13 protein-coding genes are annotated in these 15660 nt (G+C 49.1%); 11 read left to right on the forward strand and 2 right to left on the reverse strand.

What is annotated here, in order from left to right; genetic code table 11:
* Positions 1 to 3 precede the first annotated feature (3 nt).
* The 11 genes from N6H06_RS06155 to sufB all read left to right on the forward strand — a co-directional run bounded on the left by N6H06_RS06155 (position 4) and on the right by sufB (position 10296).
* Entirely contained in the window at positions 4 to 1032 is a 1029-nt protein-coding gene (locus tag N6H06_RS06155; RefSeq protein ID WP_263705858.1) for a methionine ABC transporter ATP-binding protein, read from the forward strand.
* Positions 1022 to 1690 carry a methionine ABC transporter permease gene (locus N6H06_RS06160; protein WP_062746495.1) on the forward strand — a complete coding sequence of 223 codons (669 nt, stop codon included), beginning with the start codon at positions 1022 to 1024 and terminating at the stop codon, positions 1688 to 1690. The genes N6H06_RS06155 and N6H06_RS06160 overlap by 11 nt, the downstream gene beginning before the upstream one ends.
* 20 nt (positions 1691 to 1710) lie before the next feature.
* Positions 1711 to 2568, forward strand: coding sequence for a MetQ/NlpA family ABC transporter substrate-binding protein (locus N6H06_RS06165; protein WP_263705859.1), 858 nt, complete (start codon positions 1711 to 1713; stop codon positions 2566 to 2568).
* A gap of 69 nt (positions 2569 to 2637) precedes the next feature.
* Positions 2638 to 3180 (forward strand): hypothetical protein, encoded by a 543-nt coding sequence (locus tag N6H06_RS06170; protein ID WP_062746499.1) that lies wholly within the window; start codon positions 2638 to 2640, stop codon positions 3178 to 3180.
* 4 nt (positions 3181 to 3184) lie between these two features.
* Positions 3185 to 4108, forward strand: coding sequence for an ABC transporter substrate-binding protein (locus N6H06_RS06175; RefSeq protein ID WP_062746501.1), 924 nt, complete (start codon positions 3185 to 3187; stop codon positions 4106 to 4108).
* A 64-nt stretch (positions 4109 to 4172) separates the two neighbouring features.
* Positions 4173 to 4538, forward strand: a complete 366-nt coding sequence (locus N6H06_RS06180; RefSeq protein WP_062746502.1) for a carboxymuconolactone decarboxylase family protein — start codon at positions 4173 to 4175, stop codon at positions 4536 to 4538.
* 541 nt (positions 4539 to 5079) lie between these two features.
* Positions 5080 to 5871 (forward strand): Fe-S cluster assembly ATPase SufC, encoded by a 792-nt coding sequence (sufC, locus tag N6H06_RS06185; protein WP_062746504.1) that lies wholly within the window; start codon positions 5080 to 5082, stop codon positions 5869 to 5871.
* 50 nt (positions 5872 to 5921) lie between these two features.
* On the forward strand, positions 5922 to 7232 hold the full coding sequence (sufD, locus tag N6H06_RS06190; RefSeq protein WP_062746506.1) for a Fe-S cluster assembly protein SufD: 1311 nt from the start codon (positions 5922 to 5924) through the stop codon (positions 7230 to 7232).
* Positions 7229 to 8452, forward strand: coding sequence for a cysteine desulfurase (locus N6H06_RS06195; RefSeq protein ID WP_263705860.1), 1224 nt, complete (start codon positions 7229 to 7231; stop codon positions 8450 to 8452). The genes sufD and N6H06_RS06195 overlap by 4 nt, the downstream gene beginning before the upstream one ends.
* Positions 8439 to 8882 carry a Fe-S cluster assembly sulfur transfer protein SufU gene (gene sufU / locus N6H06_RS06200; RefSeq protein ID WP_011247817.1) on the forward strand — a complete coding sequence of 148 codons (444 nt, stop codon included), beginning with the start codon at positions 8439 to 8441 and terminating at the stop codon, positions 8880 to 8882. Before N6H06_RS06195 ends, sufU begins: the two co-directional genes overlap by 14 nt.
* A 16-nt stretch (positions 8883 to 8898) precedes the next feature.
* Entirely contained in the window at positions 8899 to 10296 is a 1398-nt protein-coding gene (gene sufB / locus N6H06_RS06205; protein ID WP_062746509.1) for a Fe-S cluster assembly protein SufB, read from the forward strand.
* 586 nt (positions 10297 to 10882) lie between these two features.
* Here sufB and N6H06_RS06210 read toward each other — a convergent pair.
* On the reverse strand, positions 10883 to 12931 hold the full coding sequence (locus N6H06_RS06210; protein ID WP_263705861.1) for a collagen-like protein: 2049 nt from the start codon (positions 12929 to 12931) through the stop codon (positions 10883 to 10885).
* Positions 12932 to 13419: 488 nt separating this feature from the next.
* On the reverse strand, positions 13420 to 15660 hold a 2241-nt coding region (locus N6H06_RS23070; RefSeq protein ID WP_318527500.1), incomplete at its 5' end, for a beta-propeller fold lactonase family protein.

Genomic DNA, 15660 nt, shown 5'->3' on the forward strand with positions numbered 1-15660 from the left:
ACAATGATTTCTCTGAAAGGAATCAGCAAAACGTTTAAAACGAAAAATGGCGCTGTCCAAGCTGTCGACAACGTCAACCTTGAAATTGAAGCGGGGCAAATTTTTGGGATCATTGGCTATAGCGGAGCTGGAAAAAGCACGCTTATTCGGTTGCTTAATTTGCTTGAACGGCCAACAAAAGGGTCCGTTGAAATAGATGGCAAGGCGCTGTCGTCGCTTACGCCAAGTAAATTGCGGGCAGCTCGCCAAGAAATTGGCATGATTTTCCAACATTTTAATTTACTTTGGTCGCGGACGGTCAGACAAAACATTTCGTTCCCATTGGAAGTAGCAGGCGTTCCTGCTGGGCAGCGGAAAAAACGGGTCGAGGAATTGATTGAACTCGTTGGGCTTCATGGTCGAGGAGATAGCTATCCGTCCCAGCTGAGCGGCGGCCAAAAGCAACGGGTTGGAATTGCTAGGGCGCTTGCCAACAATCCAAAAGTGCTGTTATGCGATGAAGCGACTTCAGCGCTTGACCCAAAGACGACGGACTCCATTTTGGATTTGCTCCTTGACATTAATGAAAAACTGAACTTGACAATCGTGCTCATTACTCACGAAATGCACGTTATCCAAAAAATTTGCCATCAAGTAGCGGTGATGGAAAACGGCAAGATTGTCGAACAAGGGCCTGTCATTGATGTGTTCCGCAAGCCGAAAGAGCAGATGACAAAGGAGTTTGTTAAGCAGTTGGCGCAAACGGGGGAAGAAGAACAATCGCTTTGGCATCTTCTTGATGAAAATAGTGGCGGCACGATTGTCTCTTTAACGTTTGTTGGCAATCCTGCTGAAGAACAACTTGTAACGGAATTAATCCGACGTTTTCCGATCGACATTAGCATTTTGCAAGGGAACATTTCAAAATTGCAACAAGGCTCCTATGGAAAGCTGTATTTACGGCTATTAGGGGCAACGAGCGAAATTGAAGCAGCGCTTGCATACATCCGCGGCAAAGAAATAGACGTGGAGGTGATTGAGCATGGTCGCTAAATGGTTTCCGAATGTCGTGTGGGAAGATGTGTGGGCAGCTACACAAGAGACGGTTTACATGACACTCGCCTCAGCGGTTGCCACCTTTTTTATCGGCTTGCTCCTCGGTTTATTTTTATATTTGACCGCCAAAGGCAATCCGTGGCAAAACCGCTTCTTTTATTGGCTTGTGGCCGCTTTTGTGAATGTCTTTCGTTCAATTCCCTTTATCATTTTAATCATATTGCTTATTCCATTTACCCGGGCGCTCGTCGGTTCGATTTTTGGCCCAAGCGCTGCCTTGCCTGCTTTGATTATAGGGGCCGCGCCATTTTATGCCCGCATGGTTGAAATTGCTTTGCGTGAAGTGGACAAAGGCGTCGTCGAAGCAGCACAGGCGATGGGTTCTACGAATCGCCACATCATCTTTAAAGTGCTTATTCCTGAATCAATGCCAGCACTTATCTCTGGCATTACCGTAACGACAGTTGCTTTAATCGGTTATACGGCAATGGCGGGAACGATTGGCGCTGGGGGCCTTGGGACACTCGCGTTCCAGCAAGGGTTTCAGCGCACAAATCCAGATGTGATGGTCGTCGCGACTGTCGTGATTTTAGCGATTGTGTTTGTGTTCCAGTGGATTGGCGACTTTTTCACAAGTCGTTTAGATAAACGCTAATAAAAAGGAGAGGACGAGAAATGAAAGCATTTTTAAAAACGCTAGGTGTTACAACAGCGGCAATTGCCCTTGTTGCCTGTGGACAAGGCGGCAATGAAGAAGGCGAGGCAAATGGAGACGGAAGCAATTCAGAAGAGCCAACGACTATTAAAATTAGTGCCTCCAATGTGCCTCACGCCGAAATTTTGGAAGAGGCGCAACCGTTGTTAAAAGAACAAGGCGTCGAACTGGAAATTGAAATTGCCCAAGACTACATTTTGCCTAACATTGCTTTAAACGATGGCGACGTAGACGCCAACTATTTTCAACACCGCCCTTATCTTGAAGAACAACTTGACCAAAATCCGGACTATGATTTCGTTGAAGCCGGTGCAATCCATTTAGAACCAATGGGCCTTTATTCACAAGAATATGATAGCGTTGATGATCTTCCTGACGGAGCGACTGTCATGATGAGCGATTCTGTCGCTGACCATGGTCGTGTGTACTCCCTTCTACAAGAAGCGGGATTAATCACCCTTAAAGAAGGCGTTTCAGTTGATGCAACCGAACAAGACATTGTTGATAACCCGAAAAATCTTACGTTTGTCAATTCTGGTGTAGCCGCTGAGTTGCTGCCGCAAGCCTACACGAACAATGAAGCGGACTTGGTTGCCATTAATTCCAATTATGCGATCGATGCTGGCCTATCGCCAACTGAAGACTCTGTCATTCTTGAGGAAGGCGATGCCGAAAATCCATACGTTAATTTGATTGTCGTTCGCAGCGAAGATGAAAATAATGAAGCGATTCAAAAACTTGTGGACGTGCTTCAATCTGAAGAAATCAAAACATTTATTGAAGAAAACTATGGCGGAGCGGTCCTGCCTGCCGAGTAAGGAAAAAGGCTGCCGTTAGCTACGCGCTAACGGCATTTTTGCTTGTAAAAGGACAGGAGTGGTCTAACAATGGGCAAGGGGAAAGATATGCGCTATCTCTGCTATCCATACATGCGTGAGGCGCAAACGACTGTCGATTTTGAAATCCAATCTGATGCGCTGGCAGTTCGGATTGGACAAGCGGCTAGCTTGGTTGTGACGTTAGAGAAATTACATAGTGATTTACTCAAGCTGGTGGAAATGGTGTACCATTTAAACGGATCGGTACGCGGAAAGATGGCGATATCCACTGCTGATGTACACAAGTTGAGCGAACTGTATGACCGCTATGTTGAAGAGACGGAGGAGTCGATCAAGCAGTTTGTGTTGCCGCAAGGGTCGGCAGCTGCCTGTGCTCTTCATGTGTGCCGCAGTGAAGCCAAGAAAACGGTGCGTGCTTTGCATCGCGTCAGTTTGGAACGAGAAGTGCCAGAGAGGCTATTTGATTACGCCCATCTGTTGGCGAATGTGCTGTTTGTCATGGCGGTTTATGCAAACAAACGCCAAGGAATCGAGGAAATCCCATTCGTAAGCAAATCATACCCCGTAAAAACACGCAAAAAAGGAGACTAACTAAATGAAAAAAAAGCTTGCGTTACCAGCAATATTGCTTATTTGTGCAGTTGGCTGCCAATCGGACGAAGACAAGACAGAGGCCCACGAAGAACAGCCAGAGGGGCAATCGTATACAGTAACGGATGACAGAGGTGAAGACATTACGTTTGAAAAAATCCCAGAAACGGTTGTTTCTCTTGCTCCGAGCAATACAGAAATTTTGTTTGAACTTGGTGTAGGAGAAAACGTGATCGGTGTGACTGAATTTGATTTTTATCCGGAAGAAGCAAACGAAATCGAAAAAGTTTCCGATTCACAAACAATTGACGCTGAACGAATTATTGAATTGAACCCTGATGTTGTCATTGGCTATACGATTGGGGCTCCTGATACGCTCGATCCTTTAGAAGACGCAGGGATTCCCGTGTTTGTGATTCACTCAGCCGAAAACTTTGATGATGTTTACAGCGATATTGAACAAATTGCAGAAGTGATGGGCGTGACGGAAAGAGGCGAAGAGATCGTAACGAACATCCAAGCGCAAATGGAAGAAGTGGCCACCAAAGTCGCCGAAGCGGAAGAAAAGGACTTATATTTTGAAATCAGCCCATCCCCAGACATTTATACAACAGGAGCCAATACGTTCCAGCAAGAAATCATTGAGGCCGCTGGCTTAAACAATGTGTTTGCCGATGAACAAGGCTGGCTTAACATTGACGAAGAGCAAGTGATTGATCGCAACCCCGACTTGATCGCAACAACGGTCACCTATACAGAAGACCCAGTCGGCGAGATCAAAGGCCGCGCAGGCTGGGGAGGCATTGCCGCTGTCGAAAATGAGGAAGTCTATTTGCTTGAAGCGGACATCATGGACCGCCCTGGTCCTCGTATCGGGGAGGCGGTCGAGCATTTGGCCCAAATCGCATACCCAGAGAAATTCGAGTAAATTGCATGCTCCTGGAAAAAGTACTGCATACTAACAGTAACTTTATGGAAAGGGAGCAGAATCGATGAATCGTGAAAGTCATACTACAACAGAGCAGCACTTGGGACGATACAAAAAAGGCGTTGGTACTTATGAAGAAAAAATGCCCGCTTTTTCCCGAACATACAACGAGTTTACAGACCAGTGCTTTAAAGATGGGGTCTTGTCAAAAAAACAGAAGCATTTAATCGCACTGGGCATGAGCGTTTATGCCCAAGATGAATATTGCATCATTTACCATACAAAAGGATGCGTTGACCATGGTGCTTCTGAAGAAGAAATGCTTGAAACAATAGCGGTTGCCACCGCCTTTGGCAGTGGTGCAGCCTTTAGCCAAGGAGCTACACTTGTACAGGAAGCCTTTGGTGCATTCTCAAACGGGCTGCAATAAAGATTGGCAACAACCACTCTCTCATTGTTTGCATGTTATTCGTTTAGGGTAGAGAAAAACAGAACCGCAAATAAGCTGCTCGGTTTGCTTGGAGCTTAAATAGTAGCTCTGGTAAACGTTTGTGGTTCAAAAACAGGCATGACAAAATGAGAGAGGGGATGAAGAACCATTCATAAGATGGATCTATCCTACACAACTGAGATGGAAAAAGGATTGCAGCAGCGGCATGGAATGAGCTATGCCGAGTATGAGAACAGTTTAAAAAAACGACTGGAAGTGGAAAAGGCAAGGACAAAAGAGCATCATGCATGCAACCGTCTTGTAAAATCACTCCATTCCTAGTCAACGTAGATTAAAAACAGAGCCTCCTGCCCCACAGTGAAGGCTCTGTTTTTTTTAGGGGAATTTATCGGGACAGGCTCCTTGAAGTGTGTGTCCATTTAGTATAAAATTAGAATGAGAATAGATTAATAATCATTAAAAAATGTCAGCGAGGTTTGCTGGAAACGGCATACCTGCTTAATTTATGGAGGGAATACACATGTCTGTACCAAACCTTAAGATTGAGAATTTACATGTCTCTATTGACGATAAGGAAATTCTTAAAGATTTCAACCTCGAGATCAATGGCGGAGAAATCCACGCGATCATGGGACCAAACGGAACAGGGAAATCAACGCTTGCTTCTGCCATCATGGGTCATCCCAAATATGAAATTACAAGCGGTACGGTTACGCTAGACGGCGAAGACGTGCTTGAAATGGATGTAGACGAGCGTGCTCGTGCAGGCATGTTCCTTGCGATGCAATACCCAAGCGAGATTAGCGGCATTACAAACGCCGACTTTTTGCGCTCTGCCATTAATGCGAACCGTGAAGAAGGCAACGAGCTTTCTTTAATGAAATTTATTCGCAAAATGGATGAAAAAATGGACGTTCTCGACATGGACCAATCCTTTGCGCAACGTTATTTGAATGAAGGCTTTTCAGGCGGGGAGAAAAAGCGCAATGAAATTCTCCAATTGCTAATGCTTGAACCGAAAATCGCCATTCTTGACGAAATCGACTCAGGCCTTGATATCGATGCGCTAAAAGTCGTTGCCCAAGGTGTCAACCAAATGCGCGGCGAAGAGTTTGGCTGCTTGATCATTACCCACTACCAACGCCTTCTTGACTACATCACACCAGATAAAGTCCATGTAATGATGCAAGGCCGCATCGTTAAATCCGGCGGCTCTGAACTTGCTGAGCGTCTTGAAGCAGAAGGATATGACTGGATTAAAGAAGAATTGGGCATTGAAGACGAACGCGTTGATGCAAATCAAGAAGCGTAAGTGAGAACCAGTCGGAAGCTTTCACGATAAAACAGCAAAGGATGGTATGTATGTCAGTTGAGACGAACCCACTGATCGGTCCGGACAAGTTAAAAGAACGGTCCGAAGGAAAACAAGAACCAAAATGGCTAACGGACTTGCGTCTGGATGCATTGAATAAAGTCGAAAGCCTCGAGCTCCCTAAGCCAGATAAAACGAAAATCCACAATTGGGATTTTACGTCCTTTACTCAGGAACTTAGAGAACCAAAGGAAATTTCAAGCTTGGATGAGCTGTCCAGCGACATCCAGCAATTTGTTGATGAAGAAGCAACTGGAAACAGCTTGCTAATCCAAGACAATGGCAAAACGATCTTTCAAACAAATGCTGCTGAATTAGCAGACAAAGGCGTTGTGTTTTGTGACTTTGCGACAGCAGTTAAAGAGCACGGCGACCTTGTTAAAAAGTATTTATTAACAGAAGCTGTTTCAGCCGACGAAAACAAGCTAACGGCTATGCATGCTGCATTGATGGAAGGCGGCGCTTTTATTTACGTGCCGAAAAACATCAACGTTGAAGTGCCGTTGCAAGCTGTTTATGCTGTTTCCGATGAAAAAGCTGGTTTGTTTAACCACGTATTGATCGTAGCGGAAGACAACAGCTCAGTCACGTATGTAGAAAATTACACAGGCTACGGCCCTGGTGCATCTGTAGCCAACTTAGTCGCTGAAGTCTATGTCGGCGCCGGTGCCCGCGTTTCCTTTGGCGGTGTCGATACGCTCAATGAAGATGCCACAACTTATGTTGTCCGCCGCGCCCATGTTGAACGCGACGGCCGCATCGATTGGGCGCTTGGGCAAATGAACGACGGCGATACGGTCGCTGAAAACATTACGTACTTGGTGGGCGATGGCTCTTATGCAGACGCTAAGCTCGTATCAGTTGGCACAGGCGAACAAAAACAAAACTTCACGACGCTCATTAAGCATTACGGCAAACATTCAGAAGGCTATATTTTAAAGCATGGTGTTATGACGGAACGTGCCCTTGGCATTTTTAACGGCATTTCAAAAATCGAAAAAGCAGCAACAAAGGCGCACGGCGAACAAACCGAACGGATTCTCATGCTCGGCGAACGGGCCCGGGGCGATGCCAACCCAATCCTTTTGATTGACGAAGATGATGTAACGGCTGGCCATGCTGCTTCTGTTGGCCGGATTGACCCGCTGCAAATGTTCTATTTAATGAGCCGGGGCATTTCCCGGACTGAAGCAGAGCGCCTTGTCATCCATGGGTTTTTGGAGCCTGTCGTTACCCAGCTTCCAGTTGAGTCAGTCCGCAAACAAATGAAAACGGTCATTGAAAGAAAGGCAAAACGATGAACGCAAAGGAGATAAAGAAGCTGTTCCCGATCCTCGACCAGCAAGTAAACGGGAATCCTCTTGTCTATCTCGACAGCGCCGCCACTTCGCAAAAGCCAATCCAAGTCATTGAAAAGCTCGATGATTATTACCGCCGCTACAATTCAAATGTCCATCGTGGCGTGCATACGCTTGGTACGCTTGCTACTGATGAATATGAAGGCGCACGCGAAAAAGTCCGCGCTTTCTTGAATGCGCAAGACACAGCGGAGATTGTCTTTACTCGTGGCACAACCACGGCGATTAATTTAGTTGCGCAAAGTTATGGAAATGACCATGTCGGCGAAGGTGATGAAATTGTCATTACGCCAATGGAACACCATTCTAATATCATTCCATGGCAGCAGCTTGCTAAGAGAAAAGGGGCCGTGTTGAAGTATATCCCTTTACAAGAAGATGGGACCATTTCATCAACTGATGTCGAAAAAACGATAACGGAGCGAACAAAAATCGTTTCCGTTGTCTATGTTTCAAATGTGCTCGGCACGGTTAACCCAATTGCTGAAATTGCGAAAGTTGCCCATAAACATGGCGCGGTCATGGTCGTCGATGGTGCCCAAGCCGCTCCCCATGTTCACGTGGATGTCCAGCAATTAGACTGTGACTTTTTTGCTTTCTCGGCACACAAAATGTGCGGCCCTTCTGGCATCGGCGCCTTATATGGCAAAAAAGCGCTGCTTGAAGGGATGGAACCAATTGAATTTGGCGGCGAAATGATTGATTTTGTCGGCTTGCAAGATTCGACTTGGAAAGAGCTCCCGTGGAAGTTTGAAGGGGGAACGCCAATCATTGCTGGCGCAATCGGGTTCGGTGCTGCGATTGATTTTGTCACCGATTTAGGGTTTAATGAAATTGAACAGCACGAAAAAGAACTCGTTGACTATTCGTTTGAGCGTCTCGGCGATTTTAAAGATTTGACGATCTTTGGGCCAAAAGACCGTGCAGGGGTGATCACATTCCAGCTTGGTGACGTGCACCCCCATGATGTAGCGACTGTCCTTGATGCTGAAGGAATTGCTGTTCGCGCAGGCCATCATTGTGCACAGCCGTTAATGAAATGGCTTGACGTTGTCGCCACTGCTCGTGCCAGCTATTATGTGTACAATACGAAAGAAGATATTGATGCTCTGGCAAACGGATTAGTCAAAGCAAAGGAGTATTTTAGCGATGTCTTCTCGTGATCTCGATACACTTTACCGGCAAGTGATTATGGACCATTATAAGAATCCCCGCAACCGCGGCGAGCTTGAAGGGGACACACTGACGGTAAATTTGAACAATCCCACATGTGGGGACCGTGTTCAAGTACAAATGAAAGTAGAAGATGGAAAAGTAGACCGCGCTGTTTTTACAGGGGAAGGCTGTTCCATCAGCCTTGCCTCCGCTTCAATGATGACGCAAGCTGTCAAAGGCTTAACTGTCGAAGAAGCGCTGGCGCTGTCTAAACTTTTTTCAGATATGATGCAAGGAAAGGACTATGATGAAGGCAAGTTTGACTTAGGTGACATTGAGGCGCTTACTGGCGTAACAAAATTTCCTGCGCGAATCAAGTGTGCGACGCTTGCTTGGAAAGCGCTCGAAAAAGGGCTAAACGACACGCATTCATCATAATTTAGGAGGGATATACGTGGCAAAAAATATGCCAGATATCGGAGAATACAAGTACGGGTTTTCAGATCGTGACGTATCGATTTTCCGTTCAGGCCGCGGCTTGACGAAGGAGATTGTTGAAGAAATTTCCCGTATGAAAGAGGAGCCTCAGTGGATGCTTGATTTCCGCTTGAAGTCGCTCGAACAATTTTACAAAATGCCAATGCCACAGTGGGGCGGCGACCTCTCTGAGCTAAACTTTGACGACATCACGTACTACGTGAAAGCTTCTGACAAAACGGAACGTTCATGGGACGAAGTGCCGGAAGAGATCAAAAACACATTCGACAAATTGGGCATTCCAGAAGCAGAACAGAAATACTTGGCTGGCGTTTCCGCTCAATACGAGTCTGAAGTGGTTTACCACAACATGAAAGAGGACTTGGAATCAATGGGCGTCATCTTTAAAGACACAGACTCCGCTCTAAAAGAGAACGAAGACATCTTTAAAGAGTACTTTGCAACGGTCATACCTGCTGCAGACAACAAATTTGCAGCGCTCAACTCAGCTGTATGGTCTGGCGGCTCGTTCATTTATGTACCTAAAGGAGTCAAAGTTGACACGCCGCTGCAAGCGTACTTCCGCATCAACTCAGAAAACATGGGCCAATTCGAGCGTACGCTTATCATTGCTGATGAAGATAGCTCTGTCCATTATGTAGAAGGCTGTACTGCACCCGTTTATACAACGAACTCGTTGCACAGCGCAGTCGTCGAAATCATTGTTAAAGACAATGCATACTGCCGCTACACGACGATCCAAAACTGGGCGCCAAACGTTTACAACCTCGTTACAAAACGGGCCGTAGCCGACAAGGGCGCAACTATGGAATGGGTCGACGGCAACATCGGCTCTAAACTGACAATGAAATACCCTGCTGTCATCATGCGTGGTGAAGGCGCAAAAGGAACCGTTCTTTCGATTGCGATTGCCGGCAAAGGCCAGCACCAAGACGCAGGCGCAAAAGTAACGCATCTTGCGCCAAACTGTTCATCAACGATTGTATCAAAGTCGATTTCCAAACAAGGCGGCAAAGTCACATACCGCGGCATTTGCCACTTTGGCCGTAAATCAGACGGTTCGAAATCAAAAATTGAGTGCGACACACTCATCATGGATAACCAGTCCACATCAGATACAATCCCGTACAATGAAATTTTGAACAACAACATTACACTTGAACACGAAGCGACGGTTTCCAAAGTGTCCGAAGACCAGCTTTTCTACTTGATGAGCCGCGGCATTTCTGAAGAAGAAGCAACCGAAATGATCGTCATGGGCTTCATCGAGCCATTCACAAAAGAGCTGCCAATGGAATACGCAGTCGAAATGAACCGTCTGATCAAGTTCGAGATGGAAGGTTCGATTGGTTAATACAAGAAATCCCTTGTCACATGCACGTTGTGGCAGGGGTTTTTAATTTCACTTTTAGGGGTTCCTTCCTGAATCGTAATAATTGCTGTACTTTTTTGTGAGTAGAGGCCATTAAATTTTTTCCTAAAATTGGAAATATAGACAAGGAGAACACAGCCACACATTTGTCGGTGGCTGTGGTAGTCAATTAACGATAAAGTGGACCTGTTAATGGAAATCCTGATTGGACCGATACCCCACGCGGTGACGCGCCGTATTTAAGGTGAACGTGGCCAGAATCGTGTGATTGATACCATCAATGATCGAAACATTATCTAACGATGAGTTAAGAGTGAAGTTTCCACTGTTGCGACCGAAGATATTCATCCAGTATGAACGGGTGAAATCTTACGCCATGCCGTAAAATCATTTCTGAAGAGCCTGGTGCGGGAAGTCCGCACACCGGGTTCTGAGGGGGGCGGGCCACCAGTTGGGTGGCCTCTCTATCCAGGTTCGATTGATCAATTAATGTTCAGCCTCCTACCCGACCATTTATACGGGTGGGTTGGAACGGTCTTGTGTGTAGGTCAACAATGATGAGTTAACGTTAAACACCTGGAGCTATCTTCATAATGCTTATCAAGGCAGGCCTGGTTTGTTGATAATTAAGGAAATCATTTGTTCCTTGTAAATTCACCAAAGTTAGTGTGGAAGGCCCTGTCTGTGTTGACACGTCAATAATAATTGATTCAGTGGGATTAATTACATCGGCAACCTGATTCCAAGTAGACATACTCCCATTAATGGTTGTGGCACCACCACCTGTATTTAGCTGCAAACCGACGGTCAGGTTTGCCGGGGTAGTTGATGGTCTAACATGAACTGAATAGTTAACCCAGTATACACCAGGCGCTAGCTCAATCTCAGGAGGATTGTTAAAGGTAATATCTGCTCCACCATTATTAGTCAATATAGTGTCAAATGCAAGTACATTATTGGGTGCGGTGATAGGAACATTAGTTTGAGGATTGTTTCGTGCAATTACCATATTAATAGCTGTGCTTGGAGGTCCAGTCGGCCCAGTGGAGCCCGTCGGTCCCGTAGCGCCTGCTGGTCCTGTGGGGCCCGCCGGTCCTATAGCGCCTGCTGGTCCTGTGGGGCCCGCCGGTCCCGTAGCGCCCGCCGGTCCTGTAGCGCCTGCTGGTCCTGTGGGGCCCGCTGGTCCCGTGGCGCCTGCTGGCCCTGTGGGGCCCGCTGGTCCCGTGGCGCCCGCTGGCCCTGTGGCGCCTGCTGGCCCCGTGGCGCCCGCTGGCCCCGTGGCGCCCGCTGGCCCCGTAGCGCCTGCCGGTCCTGTAGCTCCTGCTGGTCCCGTGGCGCCTGCTGGTCCTGTGGCGCCCGCTGGTCCCGTAGCGCCTGCTGGTCCCGTAGCGCCTGCTGGTCCTGTGGGGCCCGCCGGTCCCGTAGCGCCTGCTGGTCCTGTGGCGCCCGCCGGTCCTATAGCGCCTGCTGGCCCCGTGGCGCCCGCTGGTCCTGTGGCACCTGCTGGCCCTGTGGCGCCCGCTGGCCCTGTGGCGCCCGCTGGCCCCGTGGCGCCCGCTGGCCCCGTAGCGCCTGCTGGCCCTGTGGCGCCCGCTGGCCCTGTGGCGCCCGCTGGCCCCGTGGCGCCCGCTGGTCCTGTGGCACCCGCTGGTCCTGTAGCGCCTGCTGGCCCCGTGGCGCCCGCTGGTCCTGTGGCACCTGCTGGCCCCGTGGCGCCCGCTGGTCCTGTGGCACCTGCTGGTCCTGTGGCGCCTGCTGGTCCTGTGGCACCCGCTGGCCCTGTGGCACCCGCTGGTCCCGTGGCGCCCGCTGGTCCTGTGGCACCTGTTGGCCCCGTAGCGCCTGCTGGTCCTGTGGCACCTGCTGGCCCCGTGGCACCTGCTGGTCCCGTCGGTCCCGTGGAGCCCATGCCGGTTGGACCCGTCGGTCCTGTTGGACCCATTTGGCCAAGAGGCTTCCACGGATTCCACGTGCTTCCTCCATCTGGGGAGCTACGGATAAACAATGTCGGGTTGGAAAAATACAGCTGTTGAATATAATTAGGCCCTGTTGGTGGCGTAATCACCGATACATAGATCGTCCATACTCCTGTTGCTCCTGGCGGGAGATCTCCTTGCGGCGGGCCTGCGGCATTATTGGAGCTATAAATCCCTGGATCGACTAACTGGTTGATGTTCGTATTGGATGCAACGGCCGTCGATAGCGGAAACGCGCCAACCGTATCGGCTTCTAACGTTACGACACCTGTTAAGCCATTGATGCTTTCAACTCCACCAGGCGCTCCTGTTGCTCCCCTTGGTCCTGCAGGTCCTTGGAGCGTCGGGATATTGGTCGCAGATCTCATTTTCGAATCCAACATCATTTCCTGTTTAAAAACCGTTTCTAACATCGATTGGGTACTTTGATTCACGCTTAAAATATCTTGTAAGGTGACGCCTGTTGGTCCTGTGACCCCCTGCAAAGTGCCAAGGGCATACTGAATTTTTTCGCCTTCGGCATTGATAATATGGGACAAGCCCATTTCCTCCATGGCGATGGAGGCTAATAATAAGTTCACCACGTCATCCCGGGTTAATTGGATGTTGGGTGAAATATTTGGCAAGTTCGGTAGGGACACTCGCGTTCACTCCTTTGTTTTTTGTTGACATAGATATTCCGTATCAATTTGTCTTCATGACAGACATTTATATTTATATGTGTTTTCTTAAAATTGGTTAGGCATTTTTATTAGCAAAATGTGGTTTATGACCTTTTTGTGAACAAGTGTCAGAGACGTTATGGCATCATTTAAAGGCCTGGTTGAAGAAAATGATAGATTAATTATTGAACGGAGACGTTTACAATGCTAATTTAATAGGTGGAAAATCCTTAAATAGAACAGTCTTTAACTCTGCATCCTGTAAAGTAGCGCCCGCTTTTTGGCCGGTTTGATTTAAACAAGATTGCGAGGGTTTTTTATTTCATTTTTACGGATTCCCTTCTTGAATCTTAATATAGTTGCTGTACTTTTTTGTTAGTAGAGGCCATTAACATGTTTCCTGAAAATTAGGAAATATAGCCAGGGAGAACACAGCCACACACTTTGTCGGTGGCTGTGTTAGTCAATTAACGATAGAGTGGGCCTGTTAATGGGAATCCTGATTGGACCGATACCCCACGCGGTGACGCGCCTGTATTTAAGGTGAGCGTGGCCAGAATCGTGTGATTGATACCATCAATGATCGAAACATTATCGGTGGTATTGTTGGCAACATATATTAAGTTTTCATTCGGATTTACTGCAATTCCTTGTGGAAAAGTCCCTACAGTGACAGTAGCGATGACTCTATTAAGATTTGGAGCGATGACAGACACTTGGTTAGAACCTGAATTTGCCACATATACAAGGTTGGTATTTTTATTAACAGCGATGTCTCTTGGGCCCGTTCCTACAGTGATTGTCGAGAGTAAAGTGAGTGTAAACCCGTCAATAACAGAGACAGTTCCAGGAGAAGCATTTGTATTTGATACGTAAATACGATTTGTATTTTCACTGACGCCTATCCCTCGCGGTCCAGCGCCGACCGTAATTGTGTTGGCCACAGAAAGAGTTTCACCATCAATAACGGAGACTGTATTACCGCCAGTACCAGGACCTTGATTAGCTACATAAATCATATTGAATCTTGTGTCAACAGCTGGAAGTCCGTAGGGGTTTGCTCCGACATCTATGACCGTAATGACCGTTTGTGAAATAGCATCGATGACAGACAACTTATTATTTCCTGAGGCGCTTGTCACATAAACAAGATTTGTATCTAGATTAACCCCTGTACCAAAAACTTCGTTTGGTAATGACGTAACCGTTCCAGCAAGAGTTTGTGTCGTTCCTTCGATAATAGCTAAAGATGTACTTTGAGATGCCGTGTATACAAAATTTGTGCGAGGGTTATTCACAATAGAATAAGGAGCGGAAACAGGAATGGTTGTTATTAAATTACGGCTAGTTCCATCAAACACAGATACATAATTTAGACCAGTGTTCGTTACATAAATCGTATTCTCGTATATTGGTCCCGTAGCGCCTGTCGGTCCCGTAGCGCCTGTCGGTCCCGTAGCACCTGCTGGTCCTGTGGCACCTGCTAGTCCTGTAGCGCCCGCTGGCCCCGTAGCGCCCGCTGGTCCTGTGGCACCTGCCGGTCCTGTGGCACCCGCTGGTCCTGTGGCACCCGCTGGTCCTGTGGCACCTGTTGGCCCCGTGGCGCCCGCTGGTCCCGTAGCGCCCGCCGGTCCCGTGGCGCCCGCTGGCCCCGTAGCGCCTGCTGGTCCTGTGGCACCTGTTGGCCCCGTGGCGCCCGCTGGTCCCGTAGCGCCCGCCGGTCCTGTAGCGCCCGCTGGCCCCGTAGCGCCTGCTGGTCCTGTGGCGCCTGCTGGCCCCGTAGCGCCCGCCGGTCCCGTAGCGCCCGCCGGTCCTGTAGCGCCCGCTGGCCCCGTAGCGCCCGCTGGTCCTGTGGCACCCGCTGGTCCTGTAGCGCCCGCTGGTCCTGTGGCGCCCGCTGGCCCTGTGGCACCTGCTAGTCCTGTGGGGCCCGCTGGTCCTGTGGCACCTGCTGGTCCTGTAGCGCCCGCCGGTCCTGTAGCGCCCGCTGGCCCCGTAGCGCCCGCTGGTCCTGTGGCACCCGCTGGTCCTGTGGCACCTGCCGGTCCTGTGGGGCCCGCTGGTCCTGTGGCACCTGCTGGTCCTGTAGCGCCCGCCGGTCCTGTAGCGCCCGCTGGCCCCGTAGCGCCCGCTGGTCCTGTGGCACCCGCTGGTCCTGTAGCGCCCGCTGGTCCTGTAGCGCCCGCTGGACCCGTAGCGCCTGCTGGTCCTGTGGCGCCCGCTGGACCCGTAGCGCCTGCTGGTCCTGTGGCGCCTGCTGGCCCTGTAGCGCCTGCTGGTCCCGTGGCGCCTGCTGGTCCCGTGGCGCCCGCCGGTCCTGTAGCGCCCATGCCGGTTGGACCCGTCGGTCCTGTTGGACCCACTTGCCCGAGGGGCTTCCACGGATTCCACGTGCTTCCTCCATCTGGGGAGCTACGGATAAACAATGTCGGGTTAGAAAAATACAGCTGTTGAATATAATTAGGCCCTGTTGGTGGCGTAATCACCGATACATAGATCGTCCATACTCCTGTTGCTCCTGGCGGGAGATCTCCTTGCGGCGGGCCTGCGGCATTATTGGAGCTATAAATCCCTGGATCGACTAACTGGTTGATGTTCGTATTGGATGCAACGGCCGTCGATAGCGGAAACGCGCCAACCGTATCGGCTTCTAACGTTACGACACCTGTTAAGCCATTGATGCTTTCAACTCCACCAGGCGCTCCTGT

The organism is Shouchella tritolerans (assembly GCF_025770735.1).
Classification (GTDB): domain Bacteria; phylum Bacillota; class Bacilli; order Bacillales; family Bacillaceae_D; genus Shouchella; species Shouchella tritolerans.

Bases quoted from the DNA above. Each gene is read 5' to 3' on its own strand.
- N6H06_RS06170 (WP_062746499.1), top strand. From the start codon at position 2,638: ATGGGCAAGGGGAAAGATATGCGCTATCTCTGCTATCCATACATGCGT.
- N6H06_RS06160 (WP_062746495.1), top strand. From the start codon at position 1,022: ATGGTCGCTAAATGGTTTCCGAATGTCGTGTGGGAAGATGTGTGGGCA.
- sufC (WP_062746504.1), top strand. From the start codon at position 5,080: ATGTCTGTACCAAACCTTAAGATTGAGAATTTACATGTCTCTATTGAC.
- N6H06_RS06155 (WP_263705858.1), top strand. From the start codon at position 4: ATGATTTCTCTGAAAGGAATCAGCAAAACGTTTAAAACGAAAAATGGC.
- N6H06_RS06165 (WP_263705859.1), top strand. From the start codon at position 1,711: ATGAAAGCATTTTTAAAAACGCTAGGTGTTACAACAGCGGCAATTGCC.
- N6H06_RS06175 (WP_062746501.1), top strand. From the start codon at position 3,185: ATGAAAAAAAAGCTTGCGTTACCAGCAATATTGCTTATTTGTGCAGTT.
- sufD (WP_062746506.1), top strand. From the start codon at position 5,922: ATGTCAGTTGAGACGAACCCACTGATCGGTCCGGACAAGTTAAAAGAA.
- N6H06_RS06180 (WP_062746502.1), top strand. From the start codon at position 4,173: ATGAATCGTGAAAGTCATACTACAACAGAGCAGCACTTGGGACGATAC.
- sufU (WP_011247817.1), top strand. From the start codon at position 8,439: ATGTCTTCTCGTGATCTCGATACACTTTACCGGCAAGTGATTATGGAC.
- N6H06_RS06195 (WP_263705860.1), top strand. From the start codon at position 7,229: ATGAACGCAAAGGAGATAAAGAAGCTGTTCCCGATCCTCGACCAGCAA.